Here is a 21625-nt window from a genome sequence, read left to right as displayed (position 1 = left end):
CGGGGGGGGGCCGCCCCCCCGCGCGGGGGGGGGGGGCCCCCCCCCCCCCCCTTCTCTTTCGTGTGCGTGCGCGCCATTCCGCGATGCCGGCCTGCAGCCGGCGACCCGCCGGCTTCCGCCACATGGAAGGCCCCGCGCGGACGCGCGGGGCTGATCCATCCTCTGCTCAGACCAGCGAGATCGTCTTGTTCTTGCGTTCGGCCAGGCGCTTTTCCAGGTAGTGGATGTTCTGGCCGCCGGCCTGGAATCCCTGGTCGCGCATGATGCGCTGCTGCAGCGGGATGTTGGTCTTGATGCCGTCGATGACCATCTCGCTCAACGCCACGCGCATGCGGGCGATGGCGGTTTCGCGGTCCGGACCGTGCACGATGAGCTTGGCGATCATCGAATCGTAGTTCGGCGGCACGCGGTAGCCTTCGTAGATATGCGTATCCACGCGCACGCCGGGGCCACCCGGCGGATGGAAGTGCTGGATCAGGCCCGGGTGCGGCATGAAGGTGTCCGGGTCTTCCGCATTGATGCGGCATTCGATGGCATGCCCGCGCAGCACGATGTCGGACTGCTTGATGGTCAGCTTCTGCCCGGCCGCGATGCGCAGCTGTTCGCAGACCAGGTCGATGCCGGTGATGCGTTCGGTCACCGGATGCTCCACCTGGATGCGGGTGTTCATCTCGATGAAGTAGAAGCGGCCGTCCTCGTACAGGAACTCGAACGTGCCGGCGCCCCGGTAGCCGATGCGCAGGCAGGCTTCCACGCAGACCTTGCCGATCTCCGCGCGCTGTTCGTCGGTGATGCCGGGAGCGGGTGCTTCCTCCACCACCTTCTGGTGGCGGCGCTGCATCGAGCAGTCGCGCTCGCCCAGGTGGATCGCGTTGCCCTGGCCATCGGCCAGCACCTGGATCTCCACGTGGCGCGGGTTCTCCAGGAACTTCTCCATGTAGACCTCGCCGTTGCCGAACGCGGCCTTGGCTTCGGACTTGGTGGTCTCGATGGCGGCCTTCAGCGCGCCCTCGACATGCACCACGCGCATGCCGCGGCCGCCGCCGCCGCCCGCGGCCTTGATGATCACCGGATAGCCGATCTCGCGCGCGATCTTGGTGTTGGCGACGATGTCGTCACCCAGCGGACCGCCGCTGCCGGGTACGCACGGCACGCCGGCCGCCTGCATCGCGCGGATCGCTTCGACCTTGTCGCCCATCATGCGGATGGTGTCGGCCTTCGGGCCGATGAAGATGAAGCCGGACTGCTCCACGCGCTCGGCGAAGTCGGCGTTCTCCGACAGGAAGCCGTAGCCCGGATGGATGGCCTGCGCGTCGGTCACCTCGGCCGCGGCGATGATCGCCGGGATGTTGAGGTAGCTGTCCTTCGAGGCGGCCGGGCCGATGCAGACGGACTCATCCGCCATGGCCACGTGCTTGAGGTTGCGGTCGACGGTGGAATGCACCGCGACCGTGCGGATGCCCAGGGTGTGGCAGGCGCGCAGGATGCGCAGCGCGATCTCACCCCGGTTGGCGATGACGACTTTGTCCAGCATGGCGCGCGCCTCAGCCGATCACGAACAGCGGCTGGTCGAATTCGATCGGCTGGCCGCTCTCGGCCAGGATCGACAGCACGGTGCCGGAGACGTCGGCTTCGATGGGGTTGAACATCTTCATGGCTTCGATGATCGCCAGCGTCTCGCCGGCCTTCACCGACTGGCCGACGGCGACGAACGCGGGCTTGTCCGGCGACGGCGACGCATAGAAGGTGCCGACCATCGGCGCACGCACCACGTGGCCGTCCGGCAGGGCGTTGCCGGCCTTGGCCGTGCCGCCGGTGGAGGCTTCGGTGGGCGAGCTCATCGGCATCGGTGCGGCGGGGCGCGGTTCCGCGTAGGCGGCGGGGGCCGGTGCCGGCACGGCATAGCCGCCCTTGGGCGTGCGCGCCAGGCGCACGGATTCTTCGCCTTCCTTGATCTCGATTTCGGCCAGGTTCGACTCTTCCAGCAGGTCGATCAGTTTCTTGATTTTGCGGAGATCCATGGGAGCCTCGTGGTTGAACGTCGTTCCCCGCGGGGAACAGAGGAAAGTCAGGCGGGCAGCCGCAGCAGGGCGGCGTCCAGCGCGTAGCGGTAGCTGTCCGCCCCGAAGCCGCAGACCACGCCGACCGCCTTGTCGCTGACGTAGCTGGTGTGGCGGAACGGCTCGCGGGTGTGCGGATTGGACAGGTGGACTTCGATGTAGGGCAGGGCCACGGCCGCCAGGGCATCGCGGATCGCGACCGAGGTGTGGGTGAAGGCGGCGGGGTTGATCAGGATGAAGGCGGTGCCGTCGGTGCGGGCCGCCTGGATGCGGTCGACCAGCGCGTGTTCCGCGTTGGACTGGAGCGTCGCGAGTTCATGCCCGGCGGCCTGCGCCTGTGCCGTCAGTGCCCGGTCGATGTCGGCCAGCGTCGCGTGGCCATAGACCTCCGGCTCGCGGGTGCCGAGCAGGTTGAGGTTGGGGCCATGCAGGACCAGCAGCTTCGCCATCGACGCCTCCAGCGGAAGGGCGGCAGTCTGCTTGAAGCCGGCGATGCTGTCCAGTTCGCCGAAGTTTGCCTCGTTTTAAGCGATTGTTTGATTCCAGGGCGACCCACCTCGGATCAAGGACTTGCAAGGCGGAGCAAACCGCGACGGCGCGCGTGCCGAACGGTGGTCACGCCACGATGGCAGCAGGTTCGATGAACTTCCCGGCGGGAGCCTAGTCCACCCACCCGCTGATCTCGCCGTGCTGGAAGGGCCCGACCTTCTGCCGTTCGATCCTCCCGTCTGCGCCCACCAGCACGGTGTACGGCAGCACGCCCTTGGCGTTGCCCAGCCAGACGCTGGCGTCGGCCGGACCGGGCGTGTCCAGCACGATGGGATAGCTGACCGGCACGCGCAACAGGAAGTCCTGCACGCCCTCAGGCGTGTCCAGCGCCAGACCCACCACCTGGACGCCCCCGGTTCCCTGGGACGTGGCGAAGCGCTGCAACTCGGGCATCTCCTCGATGCAGGGCCCGCACCAGCTGGCCCAGACGTTGATCAGCAGGCGCTTGCCCCGATAGGTGGCCGCGAGATCGACGATCTTTCCATCCAGCCCCGGCAGCGCGAGCGCCGGCATGGGATCGCCGATGCCGGCAGGCGTGACGCCTTCCGGAGGCTTGGGGGCGGTCGCATTCACCGCAGCGTGCAGGGCGCGCTCGCCGGGTCCGGTCCGCCACAGCGGATTGCCGTTGAACCACAGGCTGGCCACCAGGCCCAGGCCACCGGCGACGAGGGCGACGGCCAGGATGCGCGGCGTGGTGACCTTCATCGTGCCGCCCGTTCGAACGCCTGGCGCATCGTGTCGTGGGTCAGCACGGTGGGCAACACCTCGCCCTCGCCACCGTTGCGCGGATACATCACGTACAGCGGTACGCCGACGGCCGCGTGCTGCTCGAGGAACGCGGTGATCGCAGGGTCCACGTTGGTCCAGTCGCCGGTCATCATCACCGCGTCGTGCTCTGCCAGCAGGTCGCGGAACGCGGTGGTGTTCAGCACGGCTTTTTCGTTTGCCTTGCAGGTGACGCACCAGTCGGCGGTCATGTCGACGAACACGATGCGGTGCTCGGCACGCAACGTTGCCAGACGTTCCGCCGAATAGGCCACGTGGTCGTCGGCCGTCGGTGCCGCCGCAGCCTCCGCCGGCAGCCGGTGCACCATCGCCAGCGGCACCAGTGCGGCGACAGTGAGCATCAGCGCCGACACACGCTGCAGTGGCGCTGCGGCGAAGCGCACACGCTGGAACCACCACAGCCCCAGTGCCAGCAGCACCAGGCCGGCGAGCGCCAGGCCGACCGCGTCGATGCCGCGCTGATTTCCCAGTACCCACAGCAACCACACGGAGGTGAGGTACATCGGGAACGCCAGCACCTGCTTCAGTGTTTCCATCCAGGCGCCGGGCTTCGGAAGGCGATTGGCCAGCGCGGGCACGAAGCCGATCAGCAGGAACGGCAGCGCCAGCCCCAGTCCCAGCACCGCGAACACCAGCAGTGCCAGCGGTGTCGGCGCGGTGAAGGCGTACGCCAGCGCGACGCCCATGAACGGTGCGGTGCACGGGCTGGCGACCACCACCGCCAGCACGCCGGTGAAGAAATCGCCTGCCGCGCCACTGCGCGACGCCAGGCCGTGCCCGGCGCCCGCCAGCCGATGGCCGATGGCGAACACGCCCGACAGGCTCAGGCCGACGGCGAACATCACATAGGCCAGCAGCCCGACCACCCACGGCTGCTGCAACTGGAATCCCCAGCCCAGCGCCTGGCCAGCCGCGCGCAAGGCTATCGCCAGCGCACCGACCGCCACGAAACTGACCAGCACGCCGGCGGTGTACCAGAGCGCGCTGCGGCGCGCCTGTCCGCCGCTGCGTCCGCTGTCGGCCAGTGACAGCGCTTTCAGCGACAGGATGGGCAGCACGCAGGGCATCAGGTTGAGGATCAATCCGCCGAACAGGGCCAGCGCCAGCGCCGCGAGCAGGGATGTGGCGCCGCGCTGGTTGCGTGCCAGAACCTCTTCGGGAGGACGGGTGCGTTCCACGTCGGCTGCGATGGGTGCGGTCGTTGCGGGCGTGGCCGGCGCGCTGGCGGTCGCATCGTCCGGTATCGCCGTTGCCGGCAGCGGTGCGACGGCGGCGGGTGCGGGCACGTCGGGTGTGCTGGCCGGCGTGGCCGCCCCGGCCGGGATCGACAGCGTCACCCGTCGCGTCATCGGCGGGTAGCAGATGCCGTCGGTCTGGCAGCCCTGGAAGGTCACGCGCAGCGTGGCCTGCACGGCCTTGGCGTGCTCCCTTCGCAGCGGCACCGGCACTTCCGCCTGCTCGAAGTAGACCGTGACATCGCCGAAGTGCTCATCGCGGTGGGCCTTGCCGGCCGGCCAGCGCGGTGCCTGCAGCGAGACGCCAGCGGCGCCTTCCAGCGCCATCGAGGTACGGTCGCGGTAGACGTAATAGCCGCGTGCCGGCGTGAAGCGCAACAGCAGCTCGTTGCCATTGAAGGCGATCGCTTCGAAGCCGAATGCTTGTTCGGCCGGCAGCGGCAGGGTATCCATGCCCGCCTGCGGTCTCTGCCCCAACAGTCCACCCGTCAGCGCACCCGCACCGAGCGGTACGAACGCCTCGCCCGCAGCGGCCGGCAGCGCGACCTTCACTGTGCGTGTCTGCGGCGGGTAGCAGATGCCGGCGTCGGCGCAGCCCTGATACTTGATCTTCAAGGTAACGCTGTCGGCGTCGGACGCAGGCTGGCCGGGCAGGGCGGCGATCAGTTCGCCACGATACGTCTCGACGTCGCCGAAGAATTCGTCGCGATACGCCTTCCCCTTGGGCAGCTGCAATGGCTGCGCCGCGAAGCCGGCGCCCGCCTCCACGCTGGTGCGGTGACGATAGAGGTAGTAGCCGTCGGTGATCTTCCAGCGGATCTCGATACGGTCCCGCGCCGGTGCAGTGGCCGTCAGCACGAAGGCCTCGTCCACCGGCAGCAGGTCGTCCTGGGTGATCGCCGCCGATGCAGCGGGTGCCACCACGGCGAGCAGGGATAAGGCCAGGAAGGCGAACAGCATGCGGATCAGCGTCATCGGGTCTGGGTCTTCAACTCGAGGGGGCGCTATCGGCCCGGGTTTCAGCGGCGACCCACGCCAGGTAGGCGGGCAGGCCGGCGGCGGTTTCGACCGCCAGGATCTCCGGCAGTTCATACGGGTGCAGTTCGGACAGCCGCGCCATCAGGGCGTCGCGCCGGTCGGCGGGGGTCTTGGCCAGCAGCTGGACCTCGCTGGCCTGCTCCACCTGGCCCTGCCAGCGGTAGGTCGACACCATGCCGGGCAGCACGCTGACGCAGGCGGCCAGGCGCTCGTCCACCAGCGCCCGTGCCAACCGCTGGGCGGTGTCGGCGTCGGGACAGGTCGACAGGATCAGGAAGACGGGCATGGGGCATCGATTATCGCAGACCCGGCCCGGGCGCCCCCGCGACCGATATGTGCACCCACCCCTTGAAACCGCGCCGGGCACCCCGATATCCCTCGCATCCCGGCCCTGTCGGGTTTTTGTGCCCCTGGCGTTGGCAGTCTCCCGTAGGGAGTGCTAACATCGCCGCCCCTTTCCTAGTCCAATCAATCACTTAAGAGGATTGACATGAGCAATATCAAGCCGCTGTACGACCGCCTGGTGGTCAAGCCGATCGAAGCCGAAGAAACCTCCGTCGGCGGCATCATCATCCCCGACGCCGCCAAGGAAAAGCCCACCAAGGGTGAAGTCGTCGCCGTCGGCGAAGGCAAGTTCATCGACGCCACCGGCGGCGTGCGCGCCCCGAAGGTGAAGGTCGGCGACAAGGTGATCTACGGCCAGTACTCGGGTTCGCCCTACAAGTACGAAGGCGTCGAGTACAAGATCATCAAGGAAGACGACGTCCTCGCGATCCTCGGCTGATCGCGCGTGGCGGCTCCGCGCCGCCGCCCACGTCACCGCATTCCTCCTGATGGCGGGCCTGCCCGCCTCACGAACCACACTCAATACTCCTGGAGTTGCACATGGCAGCCAAAGATATCCGTTTCGGTGAAGACGCCCGTACGCGCATGGTGCGCGGCGTGAACATCCTCGCCAATGCCGTCAAGGCCACCCTCGGCCCGAAGGGCCGCAACGTCGTGCTCGAGAAGAGCTTCGGCGCCCCCACCATCACCAAGGATGGCGTGTCCGTCGCCAAGGAAATCGAACTGGCCGACAAGTTCGAGAACATGGGCGCGCAGATGGTGAAGGAAGTCGCTTCCAAGACCTCCGACAACGCCGGTGACGGCACCACCACCGCCACCGTGCTGGCGCAGGCGTTCATCCGCGAAGGCTCCAAGGCCGTCGCCGCCGGCATGAACCCGATGGACCTGAAGCGCGGCATCGACCAGGCCGTGAAGGCTGCCGTCGAAGAGCTGAAGAAGCTCTCCAAGCCCACCGCCGACGACAAGGCGATCGCCCAGGTCGGCACGATCTCGGCCAACTCCGACAGCAACATCGGCGACATCATCGCCGAGGCCATGAAGAAGGTCGGCAAGGAAGGCGTGATCACGGTTGAAGAAGGCTCCGGCCTGGAGAACGAACTCGACGTCGTCGAGGGCATGCAGTTCGACCGCGGCTACCTGTCGCCGTACTTCATCAACAACCAGCAGTCGCAGCAGGTCGAATTCGACGACCCCTTCATCCTGATCCACGACAAGAAGGTCTCCAACGTCCGCGAACTGCTGCCGGTGCTGGAAGGCGTCGCCAAGGCCGGCAAGCCGCTGCTGATCGTGGCCGAGGAAGTCGAAGGCGAAGCCCTCGCCACGCTGGTGGTCAACACCATCCGCGGCATCGTGAAGGTCGCCGCCGTCAAGGCGCCGGGCTTCGGTGACCGCCGCAAGGCCATCCTGGAAGACATCGCCACGCTGACCAACGGCACGGTGATCTCCGAGGAAGTCGGCCTGCAGCTGGAGAAGGCCACCATCAACGACCTGGGTCGTGCGAAGAAGGTCGTGATCTCGAAGGAGAACACCACCATCATCGACGGCGCCGGCGATGCCGAGCGCATCCAGTCGCGCATCAAGCAGATCAAGGCGCAGATCGAAGAGACCTCTTCGGACTACGACCGCGAGAAGCTGCAGGAACGCGTGGCCAAGCTGGCCGGCGGCGTGGCCGTGATCAAGGTCGGTGCCTCGACCGAGATCGAAATGAAGGAAAAGAAGGCCCGCGTCGAAGACGCCCTGCACGCCACGCGTGCGGCGGTGGAAGAAGGCGTGGTCCCGGGTGGCGGCGTCGCGCTGATCCGCGCGCTGCAGACCATCGGCAACCTGAAGGGCGCCAACGAAGACCAGAACCACGGCATCCAGATCGCCCTGCGCGCGATGGAAGCCCCGCTGCGCGAGATCGTCACCAACGCCGGTGAAGAGCCGTCGGTGATCGTCAACCGCGTCAAGGACGGTTCGGGCAACTTCGGCTACAACGCCGCCAACGGCGAGTTCGGCGACATGATCGAGTTCGGCATCCTGGACCCGACCAAGGTCACGCGCTCCGCGCTGCAGAACGCCGCTTCGATCGCAGGCCTGATGATCACCACCGAAGCGATGGTGGCCGAGGCTCCGAAGAAGGACGAGCCGGCGATGCCGGCCGGCGGTGGCATGGGCGGCATGGGCGGCATGGACTTCTAAGTCCCGCTTCCCGCGTCACCGTTCCAGGAAGGGCCCCGCAGCGATGCGGGGCCTTTTTGTTTTTCCGCGATATGCGCACCGCGACACCGCAACAAGCGTTCCGGCAAAGCCGCGCGCGGGACACCTCTCTGCCGGACCGGCTCCGTAGCGTACGAACTTCGGTGCTTAACGATGTTTTCACCGAACACGACGCGAACGACAGCCATCGGAGGAGAGGGATTCAAATGAAACGACATGCATTGCGCGACGCGATCCGCGTCGCCCTGGTCGCGTGCGCGGCCACCGCGGCGGCGGCCCACGCGCAGGAGGCGCCGGCGCCCACCACACTGGATCGCATCGAGGTGACCGGGTCGCGCATCCGGCAGGTGGATGTGGAGACGGCCGCGCCGGTGCTGGTGATTTCGCGCGAGGAGATCCAGAAGCAGGGCTTCAATTCCGTCGCCGATATCCTGCAGAACATCACCAGCGCGGGCAGTCCGGCGGTGAGCCGCATCACGCCGCTTGCCGCAGGCGAAGCGGTGGGCGGTGCGTACATCGACCTGCGCAACCTCGGCCCCAACCGCACCCTGGTGCTGGTCAACGGGAAGCGGCTGGGCATCACCACCGGCGGCTTCCAGGACCTCTCGCAGATTCCGGCGGCGATGATCGAACGGATCGAAGTGTTGAAGGACGGCGCATCGACGCTGTACGGCTCCGATGCGATCGCCGGCGTCGTCAACCTCATCACCCGGCGCAACATGGACGGCATGCAGGCCAGCGTCTATGGCGGCCAATACTCGCAGGGCGACGGCCAGCGCACGGTACTGGACCTGATCGCCGGTTTCAGTGGCGACCGTGGTTCGGTGACCGTCGGCGCGGAGTACACGGAAGAAGATCCGGTATGGGCCACCGATCGCTGGTTCTCCGCGAGCCGCTTCCCGATGGGTGAGGGCAGGGTGCCGAGGCCGGGTGGTGAAAGCGGAACCACGCAGTACGGTCGCCTGATCGTCCCCGGGCGCGGCAACTTCACGCTCCGGCGCGAGACGCCCGGACTCGATCCGCGCGACCTGGACAGCTACCGCGCGCTGGACGACACCGACTTCTCGCTGCCGGTCCAGCAGTCCACGCTGCTGGCGGGCATCGAACGCAAGTCGGTGTTCGTCAACCTCGATCACGCGCTCGGCGACCGCATCCGCTTCGCCGGCGACATGCTCTACACCGACCGCGCCTCGTTCTCGCGCAATGCGGGCTATCCATACTCGTCGCAGGCGTTCGATACGCCGATGTCGATCGACAGCTACTACAACCCCGTCGGCAACCAGAGCGGCGACGCGGAGCCCACCGAAGTGCATTTCACCCGTCGCGGTTGGGAAGTGCCGCGCGAGAACCGGCTTTCGCTGACCACCTATCGCTTCAGCGGCACGCTGTCGGGCTACTTCGACCTGGCCGGCCGCAGTTGGGACTGGGACGTGGGCTACCTCTACAACCAGAACAAGGGCGTGCAGGTCGGCACCGGCAACCTCAACCTTGCCGCCGTGCGGATGGCGGTGGGCCCTTCGTTCCTCAACAGCCAGGGCGTGGTCCAGTGCGGCACGCCGGACAATCCGATTCCGCTGGGCACCAGCCAGGGCGAATGCACGCCGTGGAATCCGCTGTTGCCGTTCGGGTACGGCGGTCCGGGTGACGGCTCGGCGACGGACCCGGCCGTCAGGCAGTTCATCTTCCCGGTCGGTCAGGCCGTCTCGATGACGAAGACGCAGGACTATTTCGCCAACATCACCGGCACGCTGGCGACGCTGCCGGCCGGCGACCTGGCGGTCGCGCTGGGCGTGGAGCACCGCAAGGAATACGGCGAATTCTCGCCCGATGCGTTGGCCCAGTCGGGCGGTTCCACCGATCTCGCGGCCGGGCCGACGGCGGGCGGCTACAGCCTCGACGAAATCTACGCCGAGGTGCAGGTGCCGCTGCTGTCCGAGGTGCCGCTGGCCCGCGAGCTGACGTTCAGTGCGGCGACGCGCTATTCGGACTACGACACCTTCGGCGACACCACCAACAGCAAGCTGGGCCTGAAATGGAAGCCCGTGGACTCGCTGCTCGTCCGCAGCACGTGGGCAGAGGGCTTCCGTGCGCCGGATGTCAGCAATCTGTACGGCGGCGCGTCGCAGACGTTCTCGTTCTACACGGATCCGTGCGACACCGCCTTCGGCGCCGCGCGTGGCAATGCGCAATGCCTGCAGGACGTGCCCGCCGACTTCCGCCAGCCCGCCAATGACGCCGACGGCATCGCGGACGGTCCCGGGACGCAGACGCCGATCCCCTTCGTATCGGGTTCGAATCCCGACCTCACTCCGGAAACGTCCGAATCGACGACGCTGGGCGTGGTATTCAGTCCATCGTTCGCGCCGGGGCTGAACGTGTCGCTGGACTGGTGGACGATCCGCATCGAGAACACCATCGTGGCCGACACCGAGACCCAGGTGCTGGACGATTGCTACCTGCGGGGGATCGAGGCGCGTTGCAACGCATCGACGGGCTCGCGCTTCGAACGTGATGCGGCCACCGGCGAGATCCTTTCGTTCACCACTACGCCGATCAACGTGGGCCATGTCGAGACCGAGGGTTTCGATTTCGATGTCAACTACCGCCGTACGACACCGTGGGGCATCTTCAGTGCCAGCTGGCTGAGCACGTACATCAGCAAGCTCGAACTGAAGACCGACGACCTGGAGGACAATCCGCCGCAGCAGTTGAATGGCATCGCGACGAGCATAGGCAGCAACTTCCGCATCCGCTCCAACCTCAATCTGGGCTGGGAGCACGGGGCATGGGGCGTGTCCTGGGGGATGCGGTACTACGCGGGGGTGAAGGAGCGCTGCGTCTTCGACGACATCTGCAGCCTGCCGAACTACCGCGCGCCCTGGACGGGCGGCGAGATACTGCGGATGCACGAGCGACCTTCCACGACCTTCCACGACGTGCAGGTCCGCTACCAGGCGCCCTGGAACGCGACGATCTCGTTCGGGGCCAACAACGTGTTCGAGCGCTATGGGCCGCCGATGTACTCGCAGCCTAGCTCGGGCTACTCGTATTACGGTGGTTACGACATCGGACGGTTCGTCTACCTGAAGTACCAGCAGAAGTTCTGAGTCGTCCGCAGTGGTCCAGCCGGCCGCGTCCACGAGGACGCGGCCTTTTCACGTGCGAAAAAAAAGCGCACCGGGGAGAGATACCTGGTGCGCAGTCGTGTGCGATGCATGTCGTGCCGCCCGTGTTGCGCGATGCGCGCGGGTGGCGGTGTCCGCCGTCGTGATGTGCGGGTACGCCTGTCGCGCTTCGGGATGGTGATGGCTCAGCGGGCGCCGCCCGCGGTACGGAAGCGGGTCGCGGTGACCCCGGTGGCGCGTTTGAACGAACGCGAGAACGCATGCCGACTCTCGTAGCCTACGCTCGCGGCGATCTCGCAGATCGCCAGTCGGCCATCCTGGATCAGTGCGCAGGCACGCAGCAGGCGGGTCTGGGTGAGCAGGTCGTGGGGCGTCATCCCGAACACGTCACGGAACGAACGCAGGAAATGCGAGGGCGAGTAGCGCGCAGCCTCGGCCAGTGCGCGAAGGTCGTGCGCATCGAATGGGGCGTTGAGGATGCGGTTGCGCGCGGTCAGCAGGCGTGCCACGACCGCGCGCCGATGCCGTTCACTGCGACCGTAGGCGCGCTCCACCCAGTCCGCGGCGCGTGCCTGCGCGTTGCGCGCTGCCAGCATCACGGCGGCCAGTTCGCGCCCCGATTCGCGGTCGCAAGGATGCGGCGCGCATCGCAGCAATGCGGAGAGTCGCTGCAGCATCGGGCGGTCCATGGGCAGTACGGCGGGCAGCAGCAGTGGCGCCGCCAGGCCGCGACGCTCTGCAGGCTCGGACAGCGCCTGTGCCCAGTGGCTGGGCGCGTGCACGAGCACCCAGTCCGCGCCGGGCCCGGCGAGCAGGCGCCTGGGCGCGTCGCCCGGCAGCGCCAGGAACCGGCGGCCGGCGAGCCGGAATACGCCGTCGTCGGTCTCGACGTCCGCCTCGCCGCGCAGCGCGATGACCAGCGTGCAGCCGCTGCACGCGGGCGGCGCATGCATCCCGCGGCCACCGCGCAGGCAGAGGCCCGTCATGGCGTCGCCGGCATCGTGGCCGGAACTCCTGCGCGCGTGGCGGAATCGCATGATGCAGGCAGGCGCCACGTCGTGGCGGCGTGCCGGCACCATGTCAGCTGAAGCCGTAAGGAAGATTCGGCGATGACACGACCTTGTCGCCGATCGCTTCGCCTTCCAGGAAACGCACGCAGTCGCGCAGCACCGTCGGGTCGTTGAGGACGCCGTGGTGGCCGAGGTCGAGCGTGGTCAGCAGGCGCGCAGCAGTGAGGTGCCGGGCGAAACGCTCGCCTTCATCCCAGGGCACTTCGTCGTCGAGCAGATCGTGCACGACCAGCACCGGGATGCCGATGGCCGGCGCGATGCGGTGCGCCTGCAGCGCATCCAACCCTTGGCCAATGCGGGACTCGAGCAGCGCCAGGATGCGCGCGCCCACGCGCTGTCCCATGCCGGAACGATCCACGAAGCGCTGCAACGCCGCGCGAGGATCGGCCTGCGCGGAGACCAGGATCGCCCGCTTCGCGCGCAGGCCCTGGTGCAGCGCGAGCACCACCGACATGGCACCCAGCGAATGGCCGATGACGGCGGCCGCTTCGCCGCATCGGCGGCCGACCTCGAGCATGTCGCCCGCGGTCTCCAGCAAGGTGGACGTTTGCATGGCCACCGTACGGCCCTCGCGGGCGAAGGCGACGACGGCGTACCCGTGCGCCGTCAGAGCGCGCACCCAGCCGGCCATCGCCTCACGGCCCGTCGCGTCAAGCGGCGGTAGCAGCACATACGGCTGCCGGTGCGGATCGCCCCAGGACACTACCTGCAGGCACCGGCCGCGCAACGCCAGTGTTTCACGGCGTTCCGGGCAGCCTTCTACGTATCGCGGACAGCCGGCGAAGCCGGTCTCGTCATCGAGCTGCAGTAACCCCCTGCGTGCGGCGTGGCGCGGTGCGAGCAGGCCGATGAGACATTGCACCGCACGCGTCCACGGGTTGAAGGGGGTCGGAGGCCTGGGTTCGGTATCGCCGCCGCGTGGAGCGGCGTCGGACGGGGAGGGAACGTCGGTCAGGGGTTCGGCGGCGTGCGTGGCGTGGCGGGAAAGCAGCATGGAAGTCCGGTCTCTGCGTGAGGGTTCACAGAGACAAGCGCTTTCCTGCCGTGCTCACTGACACGTCCCGACGATGCGGGGCGAAACGATTCAGGGCGCGTTGGCCATCGTGACGAAGGAGGCGGTCGCCAACGCAATGCGGGCAGGATGGTTGGCAGGAATGTCCATGCGGTCCGCAAACGCCAGGCCCTCCCGGCGCGTGCGTGCGGCTGCCTCGGGACGCCCATTGCGCGCATGCAGCTGCGCCAGCGTGGCGTACCACGCGAGCAGGTCGTGCGGGAACGAGCGCGGACGGTCGCCGATCCGCAACGCTTGATCGATCATGGCGATCGCCGCCGCGTCCTCCCCCTGCCGTGCATGCGCAAGGGCGCGCACGTACAGGGCGTTCGCCGACAGATACGGCTCGTGTTGTGCGTCGACGCGCCGCTGCAGGTCGATCGCGTGTTCCCGCAGGTCATAATCGAGGCCAGCCACCAACTGCAGGCGGAGGACGCGCAGTTCGGCGTCGAGACGCTGTTCGTGCGTGGGTGGCAGCACTCTGTCCAATTGGGCCCGCGCCTCATCGGCCAATGTGCGCGCACCGGTCAAGTCGCCGCGCAGTTCCTGGATGCGGGACAGCTTCGCCAGCGAGAACCCGATGCCCGGCGCGCGCTCGCGGCCGATCGCATGCTCGATGGCCATGGCTTCGCGCAGCAGCGGTTCGGCCTCGTCGAGGCGACCCAGCGCAAGGTACACGCCGCCGAGATTGTGCACACGCGGCGCGACGTCCGCGTTCGGTTCGCGATAGATGCGGCGCGCGATGCCGACGGCTTCACGGAGCGGAGCCTCGGCTTCCGCCATCTGTCCAACCGCCATCAGCGCGATGCCGTAGTTGCTGAGCCGTCGCGACGTCTCCGGATGTTCATTGCCGTACGCCGCACGCGTCAACGCCAGGGCATGCCGTTGCCAGCGCACGGCCTGGTCGGCCTGGTGCGCGCGCGTGTACGCGGTACCCAGCGCGCCGTAGCTGCGGACCAGGCGGGGATCGCGTGGCGGCAGGCGTGCCTGCTGGATCGTGATGGCGGCCAAGTGGTCGGCGATGGCGGCCCGGTGCTCGTCCATCTCGCTGCGCACGATCGCGCGGCGGTGGTAGGTGAGGGAGGCGGCGAGCCCCTGCGGATCGACGCTGCGCTGGACCGCGAGCGCTTCGTTCAACAACGCGAGCGCCGCGGGATAGTCCTTCTCGCTGGACGCGAGTTGTCCCTGCTGGCTGAGCGCCATCCCGAGCGCGGCGTGGTCGCGCGCGGGCAGTGCGCGCGCGATGGCGACGGCGCGTGCCAGCAGCGGACGTGCGTCGTCGTAGCGGGACATCTCGTCGTAGATCCGTGCGATCACCACCAGCATCTCGACCTGCAACGCTGGCGAGGCCACCAGATCGGTGCGTGCGCGTTCGGCCCCACGCTGCAGCAGGGTGGCGGTATCCGGCAGCGACGCGCGCGGACCTCGGGGAGCTTCATTCTCGAACAACTGCACGAGCAGGTCGCGCACGGCATTCGCACGCTGTGCTTCATTGCGCGCACGCCAAGCTTGCTCCTGCGCTTCGGCCGCGGCCATGCGCGCGGTGTGCGCCTGCCAGAGTGCAGCCGACAGACTGGCGAGCACGGCGACCATCAGCATGGCCGCGACGGCCACGCCACCGCGATGGCGGCGGGCGAACAGGCGCATGCGATGGAGCGGCGACGGCGTCCGCGCGCGGACAGGCTCGTGGCGCAGGTGGTGTTCGAGATCCTCGGCCAGGTCGCCTGCCGATGCGTAGCGACGGGCGGGCTCGGCCGCGGTAGCCTTCGACAGGATCGCGCCCAGATCGCCCTTCGGCAACGCATCCTGGCGCGCACTTTCATCGGGGCGCTCGCCGCTCAGCAACTCCCGCATCAGCACGCCCAGCGCGTACACGTCCGTGGCGGTGGTCACGGCAGCGCCGGTGTACTGCTCGGGCGCTGCGTACCCCGGCGTCAGTCCGATGGCGGTTGCGCCTTCGCCGTCGCCGGTGGCGTCGATCAGGCGCGCGACACCGAAATCCAGCAGCCGCGGCGAGCCGTCGGTCGTGACCAGGATGTTGGAGGGCTTGAGGTCGCAGTGGACGACCAGTTGCCGGTGCGCAGCGTCCACCGCGCGGCAGACGTCGCACAGCAGCTGCAGTCGTGCAGTCCGGTCCAGGTTGCGGAGTTCCGCGTGGCGGGTGATCGGTAGCCCATCCACGTGGTCCATGACGAGATAGGGCACGCCTTCGTCGGTGACGCCGCCGTCGATCAGGCGCGCGATGGCCGGGTGCGTCAGCGCCGCCAGCGTCTGCCGTTCGCGGCGGAACAGCTGCTGCTGCAGTTCGGAATACGGTCCGCGCCGCAGCAGTTTGACCGCGACGCGTTGCTGGAAATCGACATCCTCGCGTTCGGCGAGGAACACGGTGGCCATGCCGCCCTGGCCCAGTGGACTGATCAGCCGGAAGTCACCGATGCGCTCGCCGATCCACGCCTGCGGCGGACGGATGTCTTCCGCCTTCAACGCCTCGATCAGAGCGGCGACGGGTGTGTCGAGCAGGACGGGTTCGGTGCGTGCGTGGGCGGCGAGCAGCGCTTCCAGGTGGCGGCGGTCGGTCGGGTCGGGGCAGTGCCGGTCCATCCAGTCGCGCCGTGCCTGCGGGGGCAGGTCCACGACCGCATCGAACGATTGGCGCAGGGAAGGCATGGCGTGTGTCTGCGGGAAAGGGTCTGCCACCAAGCGACTTTCGGGGCCGGACCCTGACACGCCGGCGCGCTTACGCGGCCAGCTGGGCGCCGAGGAACGCCCGGGCGTATTGCCAGTCGCGGTAGACGGTGCGCACGCTCAGCTCGCAGAGCTCGGCGATGCGCTCCAGCGGCAGGCCGGCGAAGTAGTGCAGTTCAACGACTTCGGCGGCACGCGCATCGTCCAGCGCGAGGCGGCGCAGCGCCTGGTCCAGTTCCAATGCGTGTTGCGGATCGATCGTCACCTGGCCGGCCAGCGTGTCGCGATAGTCGGTGCGACGCAGGTCGCCACCGTGCTTGATGCGTGCGCGTTCACGCGCGCGGTCGACCAGCATGTGCCGCATGGCGCGCGCTGCATACGCATAGAACTGCCGCGTATGGGTGAACTGGGGCTGCTGGTGGCTCATCTGCAGGTACAGCTCGTGCACCAGCGCCGTGGTGTCCAGCGTGGCGCCATCGCGGGGAAATCGTTGCTTGTGCGCCAGCCGGCGCAACTCTTGGTAGACCTCGCCGAACATGTCGTCCAGCGGGCGGGGGGAAGCGTCGTTCGGGGGCATGACGATCCGGATATGACGGAAGGGACAACGGGTCGTCGCCTTGCAACGACCGGCACCAGGAACCAACGCGCAAATCCCGGCGCACGGGCCACCGCCCGGCGGATACCGATCGTCGGGCGCGTTCAGCCCGCGATCGCACGCACCGCGCGCACCGCCTCGTCGACCTCCGCGGGCGTGTTGACCAGACTCGGCGCCAGTCGCGCGTAGCTCACGGCGTAAGGGCTGGTGCTGGCGATGATGCGTCGCGCGAGCAACTGCTTCACGATGTCGTTGGGCCGCACACCCTCGATTTCGAACGCGACCAGCCCCGCTGACAACGCTGCGGAGCGAGGCGTGTGCACGTTCACCTTTGGCAGATCGGCCAGGCCCTGCTTCAGTTGATCGTTCAGTGCGCGGATGCGCGCCGCCACGCGCTGGCGCCCCATCTGCCCATGCATGCGGAACGCGGCCGCCAGCGCCCACTGGTGCTCGAAGGCGTGGAACCCGCCGGGCGTCATCCGCGCGGCATTGCACGGGCCGGCCGGTGCCCGGTCTTTGGTCCAGGCGACATAGCTCTCGAGTTCGGTGAAGTTGGGTACCAACGGCTGCAGGCGTGCCCAGTTCGCGGCGTTCGCCCACACGATGCCGGTGCCGCGTGGCCCGAACATCCATTTGTGCGTGCCGGCGCAGAAGTAGTCGGCGCCCATCTCGGCGATGGTCTCGTCCGCGGCGCCCAGTCCATGCACGCCATCGACCACCAGCCATGGGGCCTGCGGCAGGCCGCGCAGCATCGCGCTGATCTCGCGGATCGGCAGACGGATGCCGGTGCTGGAATGCACCCACGTCACGCCCACCACCTTCGTCTGCGGGCGGATGGCCGCTTTCAGGTTGCCGACGATCTCGTCCACGCTGGCGTCGCGCGATGTCCGGAACAGGGCCACCTTGCGCATCGACGCGCCGCAGCGCGCCGTCGCAAGCCGGATCGATTCATGGTGCGAGTAATGGTCGTGCACCGTGGTCAGCACCTCGTCGCCGGCTTTCAGCGGCAGGCCGTGATAGACCAGGGCCAGGCCTTCGGTGGTGCTTCGCGTCGTGCAGACATCCTCGCCTCGACCACCCAGGTATTCGGCCACCTGTGCGCAGACGTGCAGCGGAAGATTGTGCGTGTCGTCCTCGAACATCGCGCGCTCCACGAACAGGAACGGGTTGGCGTCCATCGCGCGCCGGTAGCCTTCCAGCGCTTCACGCACAGGTGCCGGATGACTGGCGATGAAGAACGAGGCGAAGTGGCGGTACGCCGGGTCCAGCGCGAACTGCGCGCGTACCGATTCCCAGGTGGAGAGGTCGGGCAGGGCGGGGGTCTGCGCCGTCACTGCCGCCAGCAGGCGCCCGGGCAACAACGTGGCCGCGAGCGCGGCGGGCGCCGCGAGCAACTGTCGGCGGGTCAGTTCCATGGAACACCTGCGCGGGTGTCGTCCTCGAAGCGGACATGCTGGCAAACGTGGCGCCCGTGGCCGGGCGGCCACCGCCGCTGGGCGGCGGGCCTGGGGGAACACGCTCCACGTTGCAGATGAAACATTCGCCATCGCCGGCATGGCGTGTTATCTCTAGCCGCGAATGAACACCACCCGTGCCCGCTTCTGGTTTTGGTATTACGGCTTTCCGATGCCAGCGGCGGAGGCGAGGTTGCATTCATTCTAGGCAAGACACCAGAAGAATCCCCTTGAAGCCGCCAGCCACCCTGGCGGCTTTTTTGTTGACCCGGAGAAACCCGATGGCCCCCCATACCGACGACCTGCGCATCCGCAAACTCGATGAGCTGGTGACGCCCGCCGCCGTGATCGGCGAACTGCCTTGCGACGACGTGGTGTCGCAGACCGTGTCCGATGCGCGCGGCGCGCTGCACGACATCCTGCATGGCCGCGATGATCGCCTCATCGTGGTGATCGGTCCCTGCTCGATCCACGATCCTGCCTCGGCGATGGAGTACGCGAGCCGGCTGAAGCCGTTGCGCGACGCGTTGGCCGGCGAACTGGAGATCGTCATGCGCGTCTATTTCGAGAAGCCGCGCACCACCGTCGGCTGGAAGGGGTTGATCAACGATCCGGCGCTGGACGGCAGCTTCGACATCAACCGCGGCCTGCGCCTGGCGCGCCGGCTGTTGCGCGACATCAACGCGCTGGGGTTGCCGGCGGGGTGCGAATACCTGGACACCATCTCGCCGCAGTACATCAGCGACCTGGTGGCATGGGGCGCGATCGGGGCGCGCACCACCGAAAGCCAGGTGCATCGCGAGATGGCCAGCGGGCTGTCGTGCCCTGTCGGGTTCAAGAACGGCACCGACGGCAACGTGAAGATCGCGGTCGATGCGGTGGGTGCGGCCTCGCATCCGCATCATTTCCTGGCCGTGACCAAGGAAGGGCGTTCGGCGATCGCGGCCACGGCGGGCAATCCCGACTGCCACGTGATCCTGCGCGGCGGGAAGACGCCGAACTTCGACGCGGCCAGCATCGAGGCGGCGAGCCAGGTGCTGGCGAAGGCGGGCCTGCCGGCACGCCTGATGGTCGATGCCAGCCACGCCAACAGTGGCAAGAACCCGGACAACCAGCCTGCGGTCGTCGATGACATCGCCGCGCAGCTGCAGGCGGGCGAGCAGCGCATCGTCGGCGTGATGGTGGAGAGCCACCTGGCGGGTGGGCGCCAGGACCTGGTCGATGGCCAGCCGCTGACCTACGGGCAGAGCATCACCGATGGATGCCTGGGATGGGAGGCATCCGTGCAGGTACTGGAAAGCCTCGCCATCGCCGTGCGCCGGCGACGTGCACAGCGCGAGGTTTCCGCAGCAGCCTGAGTGCGGGCTCCCCGGAAGTGACTTCCGGCAGGTCGAAGAGATGACGGCTGGCAACTGACCGGTCGCAGGGCGGTGGCGACACTGGCAGCACGTTCCTGCCATGCACCGGAGTCCGCCATGCACCGTTCCGTCTGTCGTCCGCTCTGCCTCGTCGCGCTGCTGATCGCCACCATCGCATCGGCGCAGGCCGCCGACCTCACCGTCACCCTGCGCGGGGTACGCGCGCAGACAGGACTCATCAAGCTGGCGGTCGTCGACAGCCAGGCCGGCTGGGACGGCCAGGCGCCCCCGGTGCAGGGCGATGGCGCGCCGCCGCGCGGCGACACCTCCACCTTCGTCTTCAAGGACCTGGAGCCCGGCACATACGCCGTCATGGTCACCCACGACGAGAACGGCAACGGCAAGCTCGACAGCAACATGATCGGCATGCCGACCGAAGGCTACGGCTTCAGCAACAATCCGCGCGTGATGCGCAAGCCGACGTGGGACGAAGCCCGCTTCGACATCGGCGCGCAGGATGCCGCCATCGACATCGCGCTGCACTGAGGAGCGAGGCCATGGACCGCCGCCGCTTCCTGCACAACCTCCTGTCCGGCGCCACCGCGCTGGCCGTCGCCCCCGCCTTGCTGCGCGGCCAGGACGCCTTGGCCGGCGATCCCGCCCGCTTCGCCGCCGGCCTGCGCGAACGCCCGTGGCTGGCCGGCTGGAAGTCGGTGCAGTCCGAAACCCTGGGCCCGGAAAACGTGCGGATCGAAGGACGGCTGCCGGCGGGCTTCGGTGGCACGCTGTACCGCAACGGCCCTGCATGGACCGAGCGTGCGGGGTTCCGCTACGAGCACTGGTTCGACGGCGACGGCATGGTCCACGGATGGCGCTTCAACGGCGACGGCACGCTGACCCACCGTGCCCGCATGGTGGCCACGCCCAAGTTCACCCGCGAGCAGGAGGCAGGGCGTTTCCTGTACCCCGTCGCCGGCACGTCCGTTCCGGACATGCAGCCGATCCGCAACAACGACGATGCGAACGCGGCCAACACCTCGGTGACGATGATCAACGGCCGCCTGTTCGCGCTGTGCGAGGCGGGCTCCGCGTTCGAGCTCGATCCCGACCAGCTGGCCACGCTCGGGCCGGTGACCTGGCGTCACGACCTGGCGGCGATCCCGTTCTCGGCACATCCGCTGGTGGATCGCGACGGTTCGGTGTGGAATTTCGGCTCCATCTCGATGATGGGCGGCAATGGCCTGATGGTGTGGCACATCGGCCGCGACGGTACGCTGGCGTCGGCCGACGTGCTGGAGACACCCGTGCCCGGCTATCTGCACAGTTTCGCGATGACCGATCGCCACCTGGTGTTCGTCCTGATCCCGTTCCGCTACCTGGACGGTGCCGGTGCGTTCTTCGAGCGCCTGCGCTTCCGGCAGGACCAGCCGCTGCGCATCGCCGTCGTGGACAAGCATGCACCCGCGCAGGCGCGCTGGTTCGAAGCCGATTTCGCCGCGATCTATCATTTCGGCGATGCGTACGAGCGCGATGGCCGCATCGTGCTGCGCGCCGTGCAGCATCTGGATGTGGAAGAGGCACGCTCGCCCCTGAAGGCGGCAATGAACGGCGACGGCGATGTGCATGGCGGAAACGGGCCATTGCGTGAACTCGTGCTCGATCTGCGCCGTGGCGATGCCCGCTGGGAAGAGACGGGAATCGCCGGCATCGAGTTCCCCGTGTTCGATGCGCGCACGCGGTCTGCCGGTCCCGCGCGGCTGTATGCGCCCGTGCACGCGAGCGCTTCGGTTGCGCCGTATTTCAACGGCGTCGGCGCTTTCGATGTGGCGCGTGACCGGCGCCAGGTACATGACTACGGTCGCGATGTGCTGGTGGAAGAGCACCTGTTCGTGCCGCGTCCCGGCAGCACACGCCCCGACGACGGCTGGCTGGTCGGCACGCTGCTGGACGCCGCGCGTGGCCGCAGCGGCATCGCGGTGCTCGACGCGGGCCGCGTGGAAGCGGGTCCTGTTGCCCAGGCGTGGCTGCCGTACACCGTGCCGCTGGGCTTCCATGGCCACTTCGCCGCCGCTTGA

The 21625-nt window shown here is 68.1% G+C and carries 17 protein-coding genes; 6 read left to right on the top strand and 11 right to left on the bottom strand.

Going from position 1 to position 21625, the window contains the following annotated elements:
• Positions 1-166 precede the first annotated feature (166 nt).
• From accC to cutA, 6 genes are all read right to left on the bottom strand, one after another.
• Positions 167-1534: an acetyl-CoA carboxylase biotin carboxylase subunit gene (accC, locus tag ACIPRS_RS09595; RefSeq protein WP_446538392.1), complete on the bottom strand. Its 1368-nt coding sequence runs from the start codon at positions 1532-1534 to the stop codon at positions 167-169.
• Between the two features lie 10 nt (positions 1535-1544).
• Positions 1545-2021, bottom strand: a complete 477-nt coding sequence (gene accB, locus ACIPRS_RS09590; protein WP_277727522.1) for an acetyl-CoA carboxylase biotin carboxyl carrier protein — start codon at positions 2019-2021, stop codon at positions 1545-1547.
• 47 nt (positions 2022-2068) lie between these two features.
• Positions 2069-2509, bottom strand: a complete 441-nt coding sequence (gene aroQ / locus ACIPRS_RS09585) for a type II 3-dehydroquinate dehydratase (protein WP_446538391.1) — start codon at positions 2507-2509, stop codon at positions 2069-2071.
• A 211-nt stretch (positions 2510-2720) separates the two neighbouring features.
• The gene (locus tag ACIPRS_RS09580; RefSeq protein WP_446538390.1) at positions 2721-3314 is read right to left on the bottom strand and encodes a TlpA family protein disulfide reductase; all 594 of its coding nucleotides are present in this window, start codon (positions 3312-3314) and stop codon (positions 2721-2723) included.
• Positions 3311-5605: a protein-disulfide reductase DsbD family protein gene (locus tag ACIPRS_RS09575; protein WP_446538389.1), complete on the bottom strand. Its 2295-nt coding sequence runs from the start codon at positions 5603-5605 to the stop codon at positions 3311-3313. Before ACIPRS_RS09575 ends, ACIPRS_RS09580 begins: the two co-directional genes overlap by 4 nt.
• A gap of 13 nt (positions 5606-5618) precedes the next feature.
• On the bottom strand, positions 5619-5954 hold the full coding sequence (cutA, locus tag ACIPRS_RS09570) for a divalent-cation tolerance protein CutA (protein WP_446538388.1): 336 nt from the start codon (positions 5952-5954) through the stop codon (positions 5619-5621).
• Between the two features lie 204 nt (positions 5955-6158).
• Here cutA and ACIPRS_RS09565 point away from each other — a divergent pair, with 204 nt between their 5' ends.
• From ACIPRS_RS09565 to ACIPRS_RS09555, 3 genes are all read left to right on the top strand, one after another.
• On the top strand, positions 6159-6452 hold the full coding sequence (locus tag ACIPRS_RS09565) for a co-chaperone GroES (protein ID WP_142126167.1): 294 nt from the start codon (positions 6159-6161) through the stop codon (positions 6450-6452).
• A 101-nt stretch (positions 6453-6553) separates the two neighbouring features.
• Positions 6554-8194: a chaperonin GroEL gene (gene groL / locus ACIPRS_RS09560; RefSeq protein WP_142126166.1), complete on the top strand. Its 1641-nt coding sequence runs from the start codon at positions 6554-6556 to the stop codon at positions 8192-8194.
• A 218-nt stretch (positions 8195-8412) separates the two neighbouring features.
• The gene (locus tag ACIPRS_RS09555; protein ID WP_446538454.1) at positions 8413-11319 is read left to right on the top strand and encodes a TonB-dependent receptor plug domain-containing protein; all 2907 of its coding nucleotides are present in this window, start codon (positions 8413-8415) and stop codon (positions 11317-11319) included.
• Positions 11320-11522: 203 nt separating this feature from the next.
• On the opposite strand, the gene ACIPRS_RS09550 is transcribed toward ACIPRS_RS09555, so the two are convergent.
• The 5 genes from ACIPRS_RS09550 to ACIPRS_RS09530 form a co-directional block, all read right to left on the bottom strand.
• Positions 11523-12416, bottom strand: a complete 894-nt coding sequence (locus ACIPRS_RS09550) for a helix-turn-helix transcriptional regulator (protein ID WP_446538387.1) — start codon at positions 12414-12416, stop codon at positions 11523-11525.
• 1 nt (position 12417) lies between these two features.
• The gene (locus ACIPRS_RS09545; RefSeq protein ID WP_446538386.1) at positions 12418-13401 is read right to left on the bottom strand and encodes an alpha/beta hydrolase; all 984 of its coding nucleotides are present in this window, start codon (positions 13399-13401) and stop codon (positions 12418-12420) included.
• Positions 13402-13491: 90 nt separating this feature from the next.
• Positions 13492-16125, bottom strand: a complete 2634-nt coding sequence (locus tag ACIPRS_RS09540) for a tetratricopeptide repeat protein (RefSeq protein WP_446538385.1) — start codon at positions 16123-16125, stop codon at positions 13492-13494.
• Positions 16126-16195: 70 nt separating this feature from the next.
• Positions 16196-16720 carry an ECF-type sigma factor gene (locus ACIPRS_RS09535; RefSeq protein WP_093301688.1) on the bottom strand — a complete coding sequence of 175 codons (525 nt, stop codon included), beginning with the start codon at positions 16718-16720 and terminating at the stop codon, positions 16196-16198.
• A gap of 122 nt (positions 16721-16842) precedes the next feature.
• The gene (locus ACIPRS_RS09530) at positions 16843-18153 is read right to left on the bottom strand and encodes an aminotransferase class V-fold PLP-dependent enzyme (RefSeq protein ID WP_446538384.1); all 1311 of its coding nucleotides are present in this window, start codon (positions 18151-18153) and stop codon (positions 16843-16845) included.
• Positions 18154-18473: 320 nt separating this feature from the next.
• Between ACIPRS_RS09530 and ACIPRS_RS09525 the strand changes: the two genes are divergently transcribed.
• From ACIPRS_RS09525 to ACIPRS_RS09515, 3 genes are all read left to right on the top strand, one after another.
• The gene (locus ACIPRS_RS09525; protein ID WP_446538383.1) at positions 18474-19550 is read left to right on the top strand and encodes a 3-deoxy-7-phosphoheptulonate synthase; all 1077 of its coding nucleotides are present in this window, start codon (positions 18474-18476) and stop codon (positions 19548-19550) included.
• Between the two features lie 117 nt (positions 19551-19667).
• Positions 19668-20096, top strand: coding sequence for a DUF2141 domain-containing protein (locus ACIPRS_RS09520; protein ID WP_446538382.1), 429 nt, complete (start codon positions 19668-19670; stop codon positions 20094-20096).
• A gap of 11 nt (positions 20097-20107) precedes the next feature.
• Entirely contained in the window at positions 20108-21625 is a 1518-nt protein-coding gene (locus ACIPRS_RS09515; protein WP_446538381.1) for a carotenoid oxygenase family protein, read from the top strand.

It is taken from the genome of Pseudoxanthomonas sp. LARHCG66, from assembly GCF_052871755.1.
Note: the sequence above shows the minus strand (reverse complement) of the source record. Positions and strands in the feature narration are given on the sequence as shown.